At 28.7% G+C, this 15,570-nt stretch carries 13 protein-coding genes; 8 read left to right on the top strand and 5 right to left on the bottom strand.

Translation table 11 applies throughout. The features are described from left to right. The first annotated feature begins 7 nt into the window (after window positions 1-7). Entirely contained in the window at window positions 8-487 is a 480-nt protein-coding gene (locus KGF36_RS14800) for a GyrI-like domain-containing protein (protein ID WP_227842911.1), read from the top strand. A 304-nt stretch (window positions 488-791) separates the two neighbouring features. Further along, window positions 792-1,499, top strand: coding sequence for an acyltransferase family protein (locus tag KGF36_RS14795; RefSeq protein ID WP_413926597.1), 708 nt, complete (start codon window positions 792-794; stop codon window positions 1,497-1,499). Window positions 1,500-1,528: 29 nt separating this feature from the next. On the opposite strand, the gene KGF36_RS14790 is transcribed toward KGF36_RS14795, so the two are convergent. The 3 genes from KGF36_RS14790 to tnpA form a co-directional block, all read right to left on the bottom strand. Continuing rightward, entirely contained in the window at window positions 1,529-2,485 is a 957-nt protein-coding gene (locus KGF36_RS14790; protein ID WP_227854826.1) for an MATE family efflux transporter, read from the bottom strand. A 197-nt stretch (window positions 2,486-2,682) separates the two neighbouring features. Beyond that, entirely contained in the window at window positions 2,683-4,122 is a 1,440-nt protein-coding gene (locus KGF36_RS14785) for a transposase (protein ID WP_227842913.1), read from the bottom strand. Between the two features lie 17 nt (window positions 4,123-4,139). Continuing rightward, entirely contained in the window at window positions 4,140-4,541 is a 402-nt protein-coding gene (gene tnpA / locus KGF36_RS14780; RefSeq protein ID WP_227842914.1) for an IS200/IS605 family transposase, read from the bottom strand. 184 nt (window positions 4,542-4,725) lie between these two features. Here tnpA and KGF36_RS14775 point away from each other — a divergent pair, with 184 nt between their 5' ends. From KGF36_RS14775 to KGF36_RS14765, 3 genes are all read left to right on the top strand, one after another. Further along, the gene (locus tag KGF36_RS14775) at window positions 4,726-5,178 is read left to right on the top strand and encodes a hypothetical protein (protein ID WP_227829353.1); all 453 of its coding nucleotides are present in this window, start codon (window positions 4,726-4,728) and stop codon (window positions 5,176-5,178) included. Between the two features lie 337 nt (window positions 5,179-5,515). Continuing rightward, a complete protein-coding gene (locus KGF36_RS14770; protein ID WP_227838876.1) occupies window positions 5,516-6,370 on the top strand; it encodes a helix-turn-helix transcriptional regulator in 855 nt (284 codons plus the stop codon). A 110-nt stretch (window positions 6,371-6,480) separates the two neighbouring features. Next, entirely contained in the window at window positions 6,481-8,598 is a 2,118-nt protein-coding gene (locus KGF36_RS14765; protein WP_227854812.1) for a UvrD-helicase domain-containing protein, read from the top strand. 319 nt (window positions 8,599-8,917) lie between these two features. Here KGF36_RS14765 and KGF36_RS14760 read toward each other — a convergent pair whose 3' ends face one another. Both KGF36_RS14760 and KGF36_RS20520 read right to left on the bottom strand, forming a co-directional pair. Further along, window positions 8,918-10,222, bottom strand: a complete 1,305-nt coding sequence (locus tag KGF36_RS14760; RefSeq protein WP_413926886.1) for an ATP-binding cassette domain-containing protein — start codon at window positions 10,220-10,222, stop codon at window positions 8,918-8,920. Further along, window positions 10,219-10,551, bottom strand: coding sequence for a hypothetical protein (locus KGF36_RS20520; RefSeq protein WP_413841167.1), 333 nt, complete (start codon window positions 10,549-10,551; stop codon window positions 10,219-10,221). The genes KGF36_RS14760 and KGF36_RS20520 overlap by 4 nt, the downstream gene beginning before the upstream one ends. Before the next feature lie 416 nt (window positions 10,552-10,967). Between KGF36_RS20520 and KGF36_RS14755 the strand changes: the two genes are divergently transcribed. The 3 genes from KGF36_RS14755 (at window position 10,968) to KGF36_RS14745 (ending at window position 15,536) form a co-directional block, all read left to right on the top strand. Further along, window positions 10,968-11,903, top strand: coding sequence for a penicillin-binding transpeptidase domain-containing protein (locus KGF36_RS14755; RefSeq protein ID WP_227829356.1), 936 nt, complete (start codon window positions 10,968-10,970; stop codon window positions 11,901-11,903). Window positions 11,904-12,195: 292 nt separating this feature from the next. Next, on the top strand, window positions 12,196-12,879 hold the full coding sequence (locus KGF36_RS14750) for an ABC transporter ATP-binding protein (RefSeq protein WP_227829357.1): 684 nt from the start codon (window positions 12,196-12,198) through the stop codon (window positions 12,877-12,879). Next, window positions 12,876-15,536 carry an ABC transporter permease gene (locus tag KGF36_RS14745; protein WP_227842916.1) on the top strand — a complete coding sequence of 887 codons (2,661 nt, stop codon included), beginning with the start codon at window positions 12,876-12,878 and terminating at the stop codon, window positions 15,534-15,536. Before KGF36_RS14750 ends, KGF36_RS14745 begins: the two co-directional genes overlap by 4 nt. Window positions 15,537-15,570 lie beyond the last annotated feature (34 nt).

Below are 15,570 nucleotides of genomic sequence, written 5' to 3'. Positions count from 1 at the left end.
ATATGAAATGGCTAGAATATCTAATATAACGATGGCTGAACAGCCTGAGTATTGCATTTTAGCAATACGAAAAACTATTGACTTTATGGTAGAATTTTCAGAGTTTTCACAGCAAAGTTTTCGAAAAATTTCCAACTATCTAGAAGAAAAGGGAATATTGTCTGCAGGAGCACCAATTGTATGTTTTCATAACATGGACTTGGAAAAATTAGATGTTGAAGTAGGTTTTCCTGTAACTAATCATTCTGTATCTAATAATATGAACAGAAAAAATGAGATTTTGCAAAGGATTGTTCCAGCACAGAAAATAATAACTGCAATTGATTTAGGACCATATGAACTGCAAGACCCTACACTTGAAGAATTATTTTCGTGGGCGAAGGACAGTGGATATGAACTTCATGGAGATATCTATTATCAATATTTGAATGATTTAAATCGTCCTGCAAGTGAATATCTCACTAAAATGATGTTACCTGTTATATAAATAATAAAACAGCATGAAAATTTTAGGAATGTCTGTGGATGCATAGGTTTAACTGTAATAAAAAACAAGTTAACGACCATTTTACTATGAATGGTCGTTAACTTGTTTTTTATATGGATTGTTTATGATATGACCGATTAAATTGTTATTTAATGAGTGACTGACAGACGTTTTTATTGAAAGTTACTACCTGTTATGCGATAATAAGGACTTGTTAGGGGGATTATTATAAATGATGGATAATTAAATATAGTATTATTTTCTATAAAAATTAGTTACCAAGCTATTTGTGATTATCTAACATTTGATTTTACCAAACTATAATTATGATAAATTGAAATCTTTTCTAAAAAATGCATTATTTATCTATGGAATAGCTATTGTAATTTATATTCCTTTAAATATTTACAATGGATATTTTTCCATGAATAATTTGTTACCTAATATTATTAAGGATATTGTATTTGATGGGACTTTATATCATTTATGGTATCTTCCTGCATCAATTATTGGAGCAAGTATTGCATATTTTCTTGTAAAAAAATTAGGTTTAAAGTACTCATTTGTAATTACTATTATTCTTTACGTAATTGCTATATTTGGTGATAGTTATTATGGCTTTTCAGAAAAATTACCATTATTAAAGAATTTATATGAGTATGTTTTTGAAGTATCAGATTATACACGAAATGGTGTGTTTTTTGCCCCTGTATTTTTCATACTTGGAGGGATAGTAGCTAATAAATATAATTACATGTCACCTAAAAATAGCTTGATTGGATTTCTTATATCATTCTTACTTATGTTTTGTGAAGGAATTCTTTTACATAAACTAGGGGTACAACGTCATGACAGTATGTATATTATGTTATTGCCATGTATGTATTTCTTATTTACAGCTTTAACATTTTTGAAAGGTCCTCGAGCTAGGTTATTGCGAACATCATCATTAATCATTTATATTCTACATCCATTAATATGTCTTAAAAAAAATAAAAAGTTATTTACATAAAAGGTGAACTTTTGATAGAGTCCACCTTTCTATTTTTTTGACCTATAAAAAATAATATACTGAAATGTTACAACAGAAACCCACCCTATGCCAGTAGCAAATGCAATCGTCTTTAAACCAAATTGTTGAATAAACAAATAAGAAAGAATAACGCGAATTGATATATGTAAGATAGTTCCAATCACAGGAATATTTACTTTTCCACTTCCTCTATACCATCCAACAAATGAACTCCCTATAAAACACAAAACATACAAAATAGCGATAGTTTTCATGTACTCTATGCCATTTATCATAATTTTATTATTAGCATTATTCATCATAAATTCAATAGTAGTCTTTGCAAAGAAATACATTATCAAAGATAATCCAATTCCTAGACACACTAGGATAATCAATCCTGTATAAAATCCTTGTTTTGCTCTTTTTCTATTTTCATTTCCAGTATTTTGTGCGACAAATATAGAAATAGCCTCAGCACCACTATCACCAAAAGAATTAGCAAAGCCTTCAATTCTTGTAGTAGCAGTATATGCTGTAATCATGTCTGTCCCCATTAGATTTACAGCTCCCTGTACTAGTAATTTTCCAATATATAAACTGGATTGATGAAGAGCTGAAATTAGACTATAGGATATAGTTAATTTTAGTAATTTCCATTCAAACTTCATATCTTCCCTTCCAAACAAAAGAAATGAAATGTTTTTTCTTATATAAGTAAAGCAAAGAATGGATACAAGAGTCTGTGAAAGTACAGTTGCAAAAGCTGCTCCTTGAATTCCAAAATCACATACTGCAACAAAAATTATATCTAAGATAGTATTTATTATCATTGAAAACATTAAGATAATTAGAGCAACTTTAGTATTTCCAACAGCTCTCAAGGCTGCTGATAATAAATTATAAAAATATGTTGCGATAAATCCACCAAAAATAATATTTAGGTATGATATCGCAATACTTGAAACTTCTTGTGGTGTATGAATTAGATTTACTGAAACTCCTACACCTAAAGGTGTAGGGTTCTTAGGTACTACATGAATTTCTACAATACTCTCAGTTATAATGAATCATGACCTACAACATATTATCACTAATCATATTCCCTAAAACTTTTATTAACAAAGTATCTGTTGATACCATTAACGTTAACATTAGGCTCATTTCTCAACCTGTATAGTTTTTATATCCCCATACTAGATATTAATTTATAACCATTTGATTTTATCTTTTTTAATCTATTTATTTCTTTGTCATGTAGTATTTTAAAGTTATCATATGTGTTAATACACAATTCTCTGTTGATTGATTTTAAATCTTCATTAACATTCATTATTAAAAATGCAGAATAGCAATCTCTTTGAATATCCATACCATTATTCCATCTATCTTTTAATTCCTTCTTATTGTACTCATCTGAAAAGTGATTATATTGACTAGCCCTACATTTAGCAGTATCTATCTTATATAATTTTTCTCCACTCCATTTTAACTTGTTATCTAACATATTCAAAAACATTGATGGTGCTTTATTTGCTAATGATTTTCCAAAACGTTTCTTCTTATTGATTCTACCAGTCTTTTCATTAATAGTAGTATCCTTTGCTCTAGTTTGAAGTCTTTTATAACTCATCGTTTCAACATAAAACTTATCACCTAAATTTAGTAATTTGTTAATTAACACATAATGGTCTTGCTTTCTTATTTCAGCCTGCTTTCTATATAACTCTTTTCTTAGTGTTTTTAATTTAATATAGTGATTACTAAATATCCACTTATCTCTATTTCCTTGTTTTATAGTACCATTATCATTGAATTTATTAGGATTAGTTGCACGTTTACTTCTATCCATTTTTCGTTGAATTAATTTTAATTGCCTATATATATTATTAACATTAGGGGCTAACTCCAATAACTTAACATCGCATTTACTAGATATAGCTATAGTTTGAGTTCCAATATCTATACCTACATTACTTAAACCAATTTGCCCTTTTATTTTTCCTTGATTGGTTGTTTTTTTAGGTGGAACTCCTTGTAAAGCTAATTGTACATACCATTTAGTCCTACCTTTAATTTCTTTTTTAAGTATTCTACAATATTTTATTTTATCTTGAATTGCCCTTTGAGCATAGTTGTCATTGTTCTTTATTATTACTGGAATAGTCATTTTATTAAATTTAATAATACCATCTTTGTAGCTAATACCAGTTGAATTTTGTTTCCCTTCTATTGACGTTAATTCATTATATCTAATATAATTAACCCGTTTAGCTTGATGATATATGTACTTACTAAAAGCATTAAAACATCTTGTAGCTATCTTCTGAGATATGGCAGAATGTAGTTTATAATATTTACAAATAGGTTTAACAAAATTATGAAGTGAATACTCTGTTAAATTATATTTTTTATTAATATCACTAAATATTCTATTTCTATCTTTGCCCTTATATTTGCAATTTGCTTGATACTCCTTAGATTCTATCATGTGGTTATATCTTTTAAATAGCTCTGATAAACATGAATTATATACTTTTCTATACTTATCAAAAATATTACATATAATATCTTCTTGAAACTTTTCTGTTTTTAATTGCAATGTTAATATATAATTTGACATAGTGTTCACCTCACTTTCTAATATCTTGTTTTCTGATTTTCTACATATTTTTTAATAGTTTCACTACATACATTTTCTTCTGTAGATACAAAATAGCTTCTAGTCCATAAACTAGGCATTTTTGATAATTCAATAAATTCTTCTCTTAATATTTTACTTGTATAACCTTTTATATTTTGCATTATATCAGAAGGACTTAAAGTTGGAAGGCTATTTAAAAACATGTGTGTATGGTCTTTATCACATTCGATTGCAATAATTTCAATATCAATCTCTTTACACTTATTTTTAACCAATGTTTTAAATCTATCCTCTAAGCCTTCTATATTAAATATTTTTCTTCTGTATCTAGGACAGAATACAAAATGATAATTAATTAAACTAACAGTTGTTTGAGTTCTTCTATATTTATTCTCCATATACTTATATTAACATTTTATGTGTATGTGTTAATGCTTTTTATACATTATTTATGCTATCCATCCCACGCCTAAAGGAGTGGGCTTTCCGCACTAAGTTGTAAACTTTTACAACTATCATTCTTATGAAGCATACGATTATGTTTCCAAGGGTGAAGTTGATATAGCCCTTATTTCAGATGATATGTTTTTTAATAACATAGAAACAATACCAATATTTAAAGAAGCCATGTTACTGGTAACAAGTTATGGCTCAAAATACAATGGGGAATTGCACCCATCTGTTTTAGATGTTGCGGATGAAATAAGACTTCCATGGAATCCTGAATATGATTTGTGGCATAATTTTTGGTTTCGCTCAACTCTTCAACCTAAAGTATTTTTAGACCAGATGTCTCTTTTAGAATATTTTATGAGACAAGAAAATGTATGGGCAATTGTGCCAGTGTCAGTAGCATATCATCTTAAGGAAATATCTAATATTGAAGTACATTATATAAAGGATGCACCACCAGATAGATTTATTTACTACTTAGTTAAAGAATCTAATAAACAGGAAACAATAGACAAATTTTTAGCTTTATTAAACGAAAATCTATTGCAAATTAAAGGATTGGAGTCTTTAATTAAAGAATAGAAGAAAAGATAGTAAATTTAAAAGTTGAAATTTTATTTTAAGCTAAATAAATTAAGTGTATATTTAAAAATAAAGAAGTATTTATATAAAGAAGAGTATTTCAAGAGAATATTAAGAATCTCAAATGAAATACTCTACTTTACTTTTTTATGATTATATTATATGAAGAAGTGGATATTATTAAGTTAGGAATATGTAAGAAAATTTGAAAATAGGTTATAGGATGAGATAGACGTATAAACAATAATTTTTACATTATAAAAAAGAGCAAGATTTATTAAATATGACTAAGAAGTAACTGATATAATGTCTCATGGATAAAAGGAGGAGAGCTGCAATGTTTTATAAAGTAAATAATGTTATAACTGCTATTGATTATATAGAGGAACATTTATCAGAAAAGCTGGATTTAGATATAGTTGCTAATGCTGTTCATTATTCAAAATATCATCTACATAGAACTTTCACAACTTCTGTTGGTTTGACAATGCATGATTATATAAAACGAAGAAAACTCACAGAGGCAGCAAAACTATTAGTATTTTCTAAAAAATCGATTATTGAAATTGCATTGATAGCTGGCTATGAAAGTCAACAAGCATTTACTTCTGTATTTAAAGATATGTATAAAAAATCTCCAAATAAATATCGAAAAGAACAAGAATTTTATCCTTTGCAGCTAAGATTTGTTTTGAAAAAAGATAATTTATTTTCAAAAAATATATCGGAATTAGAAAAAGATATTACACTTGCTAAGATATCTGATATACCATTATGGATGAATTTAGTCAGATTGGTTATAGATGGCTTTCCAAATTTACAGGAGGAAGAGTATATCTCTCAATTAAAACAATATATTTTGGAAGAAAGAGCCTTGATATTAAAATTTAATAACATTGCTATTGCAAATATGATATTTAATAAAGAAACTGGAAGTATTGACTTTTTTGGAATACACCCTCAATATCGTAATTCAGATATTGCACAGGTGTTTCTGAAAAAGGTTATTGAGAATTTTTTGATAGATACATCTATCTCAATCACAACTTTTAGAGAAGGAGATAAAGCTGATACAGGACATCGGAATATGATAAAGAAGTTAGGTTTTGCAGAAGCTGAATTACTGACTGAATTTGGGTATCCTACTCAAAAATTTGTTCTGTCTTCTGAAAATGATAAAGACAATGAATAGTACTAATGAGCTAACTAAATTTGAACCAAAGAGCAAGAATGATTAAAAAATTTAAAGTTCAATTCAGTATAATGATTTAAGATAATACTCAGTTGACAAGGAGGGTTCAAATGTCTAAAAATCAGCAATTAGAAAGTTGTAATTCTATCACATCTGTTTCTAAACATAATATATCTGAACAAAAGATAGAGTTAAAAACATCTTTTCCAGATGAGATTTCATATCTTATAGATATAAATAACAAGTTGGATAATGCTTTGGAGAAAGCAGAAAATTCAGTTGATAAACTTGATAGAGATTACATGGATGCTAAATTATATATGGTAAAGAATCGTGGAGAGATAGACCCACATGAAATGTTTCAGAATGAACTGGCACTAAAGCAAATAGATAGTTATGGGGCTTTTATGGTAAAAGTTCGAGACAAGATTGCTAAAATGAAAGATTCGCCATATTTTGCTAGGATAGATTTTAAACTAAAAGATGAAGATGATGATTCAAAGTATTATATTGGTCGATTTGCATTTGATTATGAAAATGAACTTCTAATACTCGATTGGCGTTCTCCAATGGCCAGTATGTTTTATGATTGTAAGATAGGGCCAGCAGGGTATAATGCACCACTAGGATGGATAGATGGAGAAATAACACGTAAACGACAGTTTAAAATTAAAAATGGAACACTGGAATATGTACTTGAAAGTTCTATGAATATACAAGATGATATTCTTCAACAGGAACTTAGTAATACTTCAGATGAAAAGATGAAATCCATCATTTCAACAATACAAAAAGAGCAAAATCAAATTATTAGAAATGACAAGGCTGACACTCTCATTATTCAAGGAGTAGCTGGTTCTGGAAAAACATCTATAGCATTACATCGAATTGCTTTTCTTCTTTATCGATTTAAAGATAAGATATCAGCAAATAATGTAATTATTCTATCACCTAATAAAGTCTTTGGTGACTATATTTCTAATGTACTTCCTGAGCTAGGAGAAGAACCCCTATGTGAATTAAGTTTTGAAGATATAGCCGAAGTTCAATTAGAACGAATTATTGATTTTGAAGGAGAAAAAGATTCTCTGGAAATAAATGATGTACAATGGGATGAAAGAGTACGTTTCAAGTCTACACTTGATTTTTTAAAGCTTATGGACAAATACATAAAGCAAATGCCAAATATGGTCTTTATTCCTAAAGATTATACTTTTGGAAGTTTTACAGCTACAAGTGACTGGATACGAAGAAGATTTGATGCATATAACAAATATCCAGTTAAGCAAAGACTGGAGATGGTAGCAGAAGATATTCATTATAGATTTGAATCAGATAATATTATGGAAGAAGACTTACCAAAAGTAAAAAATATACTGAAAAGTCTAAATGGAATGCTAACAATAAAAAATACTCTGGCACTGTATAAGGACTTCTTCAAACAGATGAATATTCAAGATATGTTTGTAATGCCATCAAAGAAGACTCTGGAGTGGGCAGATGTGTATCCATTTATATATCTTCATGCTGCCTATGAAGGATTACAAGAAGACAAAGTGATAAGACACATTGTTATTGATGAAATGCAAGATTATACTCCTATTCAATATGCTGTAATAAACTTGCTTTTCAAATGTAAAAAGACTATCCTTGGAGATTTTGGACAACTAATCAACCCTAATCATCTACATACGTTAGATGATATGGTGCAGATTTATGATGGTGGAGAGCTAGTAATGTTAAATAAGAGTTATCGTTCTACTTTTGAGATTATTAATTTTGCCAAGAAAATTCAAAATATAATTTCACTGGAAGTTATTGAAAGACATGGTGAGGAGCCAGTTTTAATTAAATGCATCAATGAACAAGATGAGATAGATAAGATAAAAATGGAGATTGAGCAGTTTGAGGAAAGCAACAATGCTACCCTTGGTATTATACTAAAAACCAACAGTGAGGCTAAAGCAATCTATGATGTTATTAAGCAAGAATATGATGTTAATTTAATATCTCCTGAAAGCTCTAGTTTTGTAAAAGGCGTATCAATTACTTCTATTAAAATGTCAAAAGGGTTGGAGTTTGATGAAGTTGTTATTCCTTCAGTAAATAATAAAACATATTACAATGATTACGACCGTAGTTTATTATATATTGCTTGTACACGGGCTATGCATAGACTTAAGCTTACATACACTGGAAATTTAACGCAGTTGATAGAACTTAATTGAGATATATATAGTTTATATAAGCTTACCTAAGATTACTCTATAAATTATTCAATTATACAAGTTTAACGTTTGTGTATATAATTGTATTTGTTGAAATTTTTTTATTTTACCAATTATTTTGTTAATCATTTTGTTAATTCTATAGATTAAAGTATCTTCTATAGAATTAACAAAATATCAGCAGTACTATTTGAGGTAATTAGAACTGTACAAGCCATAAATAAAATATATAATTATGCATATTCTTATTTCATACTTTAATATATATTTTTTAAAATGAAAAAGCATTTATTCTGTAGTTTTATTTACACCATTATTCTTATTTTTTTATTGATTTTCTAAGAAAGTCTGATGTTATAGTATTACCTTTTTTATTAAGATTTTTTGCTAGTTTAATTCTTTGACATTCTCCAACAGACAGTGTACTAAGTGGCTGCCCTAAAGTCATATAAGATAATCCTACATCTTTCATAGTTTGTAGTATTTTGCAAAGTTTCTTTTCTGTAAAGAATTCAAGAGATTCATCCACTGTCATAGAAAGAACTTCAACTATATTTTTACCCTTGTACAATTTAGACAGGACTTCTTCATTATATCGAGTACCTTTACAAGCTTCACATGTGTTAACAACAGGGTACATAAATACCAGTTCTGTAACAAGTACTCCTTTTCCATTACAAATAGGACAAGCCCCTTTAGAATTAAAGCTGAATAAACTTTCGCCAACAGTATTTTCCTTAGCAAAAAGTTTTCTTATTTCATCAAAAAAACCAAGAAATGTAGCTGGCATAGAGCGATTTGTAGTTGTGATAGGGTTTTGGTCAATTTTAATAACATCTTTTTCATATTTTTTTGCAAAAATACGAGAAATCAAAGTACTTTTACCAGAACCAGCAACTCCAGTAACAACTGTCATGATTCCAACTGGTATATCTATATCAACATTTTTTAGATTATGCAAACAAGCTCCTCTAATGGGAAGAAAGCTTTTTGCTTTACGAGTATTAGAGTTTAGAGATAATGATAAATTCATAGCTTTTGAAGTAAGTGTATTTGCTAGAAGTAATTCATTATAGGTACCTTGAAATATAATATTTCCCCCATGTTTACCAGCATTTGGGCCAATATCTATAATCTCATCGGCTATAGATATGACATCTTTATCATGCTCTACTACCAAAACTGTATTTCCTCTGTCTCTAAGTTTTTTTAATAATTGATTCATACAATATACATCTCTTGGGTGCATTCCAGTGCTGGGTTCATCAAAAATATAAGTTAGACCTGTGAGACTACTTCCCATATAGCGTACAAGTTTTAATCTCTGGGCTTCTCCTCCAGATAGAGAAGTTGATTCCCTATTTAGATGTAAATAAGGAAGTCCAATATCAATCATTCTTTTTAAGCCATCAGTAAGAGCGTTGACAACTGTTTCAACTTTTTTATCATTTATTTGAGAGAGTAAATTATAAAGTTCAGTAAATTCCATATTACCCATATCTGCTATAGAATACCCTAAAATAGTGCAGTTAAGTGCATCTTTATTTAATCTTTTTCCATTACATTGAGGACATTCCTCATCAGTTATAAGTCTTTCCGACTTTTCTTTGGTGTGTTTGCTCATATTGTTAGTGAAGAATACAAATCGCTTATAGTTCCTACTGTAGAACGTGCATTGCCACCAAGAGGAGACTGGTCCACGATTACAGAAGCAGTTAAATTATCAATCAGTTCTACATGAGGTTTTTTGTATTTTGGAAGTCGACCTCTAATAAATGCTGAATATGTTTCATTCATTTGTCTTTGTGATTCTGCTGCAATTGTGTCAAATACAATACTTGATTTTCCAGAGCCAGAAACTCCAGTAAAGACAATGATTTTGTTTTTGGGAAGTTTAAGTGATATGTTTTTTAAATTATTATGTGTAAGTCCTTTTATTATGATATATGACATAAATACTAAGTCCTTTCTTTATATATTTGAGTAGCGTAATTATATTATGTAGTTATATTATAATAAGATTAAAACCTATTTTCCTGATATATTCTGCTATATTACAGATATTATTTTTAAATTTGTTTACATTGTAAACAGTATTAATTAGTGATGTTACATATAAAAAACAAAAATCCTATCATAGAACTTATTTAAAATTTAGTAAAAATGAGCGAGTTTAAAAGATTTAAATAACTTGACTTTTAAAACTTACTATTGTAATATTTTAAATACTACAATAGTAAGTTTTAGGTGTGTATTCAGATATAATTTTACTGATTGAAAGGAGAGAATAATGTTACTGATAGTTATAATAGTGGTTTTTATAATATTAGAGGAGGATTATAGATATACATATTAGGAAGTAGTAAGGTATGAAAAGAAAAACAAGTTTTATTTTAATAATTATTCTATTAGTCATTGTGCTTATAGCAAAATATCTAATGGGAAGTAATCAAAATAATAAAGAACAAAATATTAAGAGTAACAATACAAATTTTAAATCAAATGAATTGGAGGCTAAAGATAGTACACAGGAGAAAAAAGATAAAGTTAATGTAGTTGATTATAGTGATTGTTTTAAAGATATTAGTGGAGGAGCTATTTTTTACAGTAGTAAAAATAAAGAATATAACATATACAATAAAGAATTAATTGAAACAAGGGCTTCACCTTGTTCTACTTTCAAAATAATTTCAACATTAATTGGTCTAGAAAAGGGAATAGTAAACTCAAAAGAATCAGTTATGGGGTATAATGGCACAATTTATGAGATTGAAGATTGGAATAGAAATCTTAATCTAGAAGAAGCATTTAAAGCATCTTGTGTTTGGTATCATAGAAAACTGATGAATCAAGTTGATGCTAAATTTGTTCAAAACACACTAGATAATCTAAAATATGGAAATTGTGACATTAGTGAGTGGGAAGGAAATTTAAAAAATGGAAGTAAAGATTTAAATGGGTTCTGGTTAGAATCTTCATTAAAAATATCTCCTAAAGAGCAAACACAAGTATTAGCTAAAATTTTTGAGGGTGATACAAGCTTTAAAAAAGAGAATATTAATCTCTTGAAGGACATTATGAAAATAGATATAAATGATAAGAAAATGAATGTATATGGTAAAACTGGAACAGGATTTGATGAAAAGAAGCAATGTGTTGATGCATGGTTTGTTGGTATGGTAGAAAATGAAGATGATACATATTACTTTGCTATTAAATCAGATGATTCTAATAAAGAAATTGGAGGACCAAAAGTAAAAGAGATTGCAATTGATATAATTAAGAAATATTATAGTGCTATATAATAGACATAACTTTATACTAAAATATAGGTAAATTTAAGGAACTATGCAATGAATTGATAAATATATTGCATAGTTTTTATTTTATTTATATTATCTTAAGTAGATGTAAAAAGATATGAACAAAATTTAATAAAAAATAATCTTATATTGGTTAAAAATTATAAGGTGTTTATGTAAAGTATCATATTTAATTGAAAAGAGTATTTTAAAAGAGTGTCAACATTTAGTTTGGTGTGTCACTATAATGTCATTTTGGATTGCTAAACTTTAACTATAAAGGAGATGATTGTATATGGAAATACTAAAATGTGAAAATTTAACAAAGACATATGGCTCAAATCAAACCATGGTGATAGCTCTTAATAATTTGAATTTATCAGTTCAAAAAGGTGATTTTGTATCTATAGTAGGAGCCTCTGGTTCTGGAAAATCTACATTACTTCATATGCTTGGAGGAGTAGATAGACCTACATCTGGAAAAATTTATATTGAAGACACTGAAATAGCAAGCTTAAAAGAGGAAGCATTGGCAATTTTTCGACGTAGAAAAGTAGGGCTTATATATCAATTTTATAATCTTATACCTACTCTTGATGTTAGAAAAAATATATTATTACCAATGTTACTTGATAAAAGGAAAGTGGATGAAGATAGGTTTTCTGAAATTGTATCTACACTTGGATTAACTGATAGGCTTAAACATCTTCCAGGTCAACTTTCAGGTGGACAACAGCAAAGAGTAGCTATAGCTAGAAGTTTAATATATAGACCAGCTATTTTATTAGCAGATGAACCAACAGGTAATCTTGATAGAAAAAATTCTGAAGAAATTGTAGATTTACTAAACTTATCAAATAAACGATTTAATCAAACAATACTTCTTATTACTCATGATGAAAAAATAGCATTAGAAGCAAATCGTATTATAACTATGGAAGATGGTATGATAGTTTCTGAAAAGGTGGTGAAGAAATGAATATTCTTCAAGAATACACCTTAGATTTTGTACGTCGTAATAAGCGCAGTAGTATGGCTATAATGTTAGCTATATTACTTACTACAACTATGATGTCTTCTTTGTGTGGACTATTATATACAATGTGGAGTGATTTTATAAGGCTTTCAATTGAGAAAGAAGGTAATTGGCATGGAGAGTTATTTGATGAAACTCATGGAAGTGACTTATCATTAATTGAAAATTTCTCTTCAGTTGATGATGTGATGATTAAAGGACAGTGGTATGTAGGTAAAATTGACGATGATAAAAGGGATTACATAATTTATAGAAATGCTACCTCAGAATATTGGAATTCTATGCCAGAGAAAGACACTATACTAGAGGGTCATCGACCAAATAATGCTAATGAAATTGCACTATCAAAACAATATTTTGAGAGTAATCCAAATGTAAAAATTGGTGATAAGATTACTATACCAATAGGAGATAGGGTTTTAAATGGAAATCTTCTTGAACCCGTAGCTCCAAAATCTAAAGGTGAAAGTTTTAAGAAGATTTCAGAGACTACGTTGACAATAGTAGGGAAAATAGATGTTACTACTTCATCAGTTGTACCTGCATATACAGCTCTTGGTTATCTTGATAGAGCAAGTATAAAGCCTAGTGATAATATTACTGTATATTTACGATTTAAAAATATTAGAGATACATATAAAGAGCTTCCAAAGCTTGCTAAATCATTAGGATGGAAAATGAATGAATATGGAAAATACAATCTTAAGTATAATAGTAATTATCTTTTAAAAATGTTAGTTTTTTCTCCAGAGCAGAAAGCATCTATGAACAGTATAGAAAAATTTTCAACACCTATTATGTATCTAACAATAGCAATCTTTACAGTAGCCGTATTTGTACTGGTGATTTATAATGCTTTTGCACTATCAGCAAATGCTAGACTTACTCAATTGGGTATACTAGCTAGTATTGGAGCATCACCAAAGCAGATTAAAAAGTCTGTGGTTTTTGAAGGGTTTTTATTGACAATTATTCCTTTGCCTATAGGCTTATTTTTAGGATGGGCATTGTGTAAGGGTCTTGTAAGTTATATTAATTCAGTCGATACTGTTAATAATAATCAACAGGTAATCTTTACTTATGGTGTTATTGCTTTCTTGCCAGCTGTTTTACTTACAATAATAACAGTATGGATTTCTGCACTTATCCCAGCGCGTAAAGTATCAAAAATATCACCTATAGAAGCAATTAGACAAGGTGATAGTATTAAAATCAAAAAGTCACATAAATATTCACTAACAAACTTATTTGGTATAGAAGGAGAGCTTGCAGTAAATGCGCTTCGTTCCCGTAAAAAATCTTATCGTACCGCAACAATATCTTTAACACTTTCTTTTTTATTGTTGACGAGCTTTCTAAATATAATTGCATGTCAAAGAGGTGCAGAGCGTGTTTATGGTAGTGATATTTATGCTAATCAAAGGGATATATCATTGCATCTGGAAAATAGTGAACCTGCAGAAAAACAGTTTTTAGAACAATTAAACAGTACACAAGGTGTAGAGAGTTCATTATATTATCTAAAAATGTCTGCAATCACTTGGTTAACTGAAAAAGACGCTTCAAAAGAGCTTGCAAAGAGTGGAGGATTTAAAAAGATAGTCTCAGCTAAAAAATATGCTCCTATAGAACGTGATGGTAAGTTTCGTATTACTTCAACTATGATTGGACTTGATGATGAGAGTTTTGCAAAATATTGTAAACAACTTTCTATAGACCCAAAACCATATTATGATACAAAAAATCCGATTTCGATTGTATATAATCGTGAGGAAGATGTTGAGCGTAGTACACGTAGGGATAAAGTATATATAGATTATTTAAATCTTTCTGTAGGAGATAACATTACATTAAATGAAAAGGTATATGATGAAGATGAGGGAAATTATACTTTTAATATGAAAGTAGGAACTATTACAGATACACTTCCACAAATAGCAGAAAATCTTGGTAGATACACCTTAATTCAAATAGTACCAATGTCTATAGTACAGGATGTGTCCAAAAACTATCATGAAAACCGTAGATTAAAATCAAATAGAATAACAGGGTTATTTAAAATAGATAATCATGATAATATTTCTAAAGTAAGAAAAGAGTTTGAATCTATTTGCAATAAATATTATGGGTCAGGTGATTATAGTATTAATGATGTTGTAGAAAATGAAGAATTAAGTGAGAGTGGACAAATAACTATGAATTTGATAGTAGGATTTATTACAGCATTATTAGCTGCAATTGGTTTATCAAATGTATGGGCGACTGTTTCAGGGAATCTTAGAAGTAGACGACAAGAATTTGCTATGTTACGTTCTGCAGGATTGTCTCCAAAGGGTATGAAAAAGATGCTTATCCTAGAAGGATTATTTTTTGGTCTTACACCATTATTACTCAGTATTCCTGTGCAAATAGCTATACTGTATGCTTTCATCCATATAAATGAAATAAGTTTTATGGAGTACTTATTATTTGCACCAATATCCATAGTGACGAGCTTTACCATATTGATACTTATTGTAGTAATAGCGTCGTATACTATGGGATGTAAACAATTAAAGAGTGAAAACATAGTAGAATCTATAAAAAATGAGACAATATAAACAAGATTTATTGAATATTTTTTAAAAGCAACTT

The organism is Clostridioides sp. ZZV14-6009 (assembly GCF_020658095.1).
Classification (GTDB): Bacteria; Bacillota; Clostridia; order Peptostreptococcales; family Peptostreptococcaceae; genus Clostridioides.
Note: the sequence above shows the minus strand (reverse complement) of the source record. Positions and strands in the feature narration are given on the sequence as shown.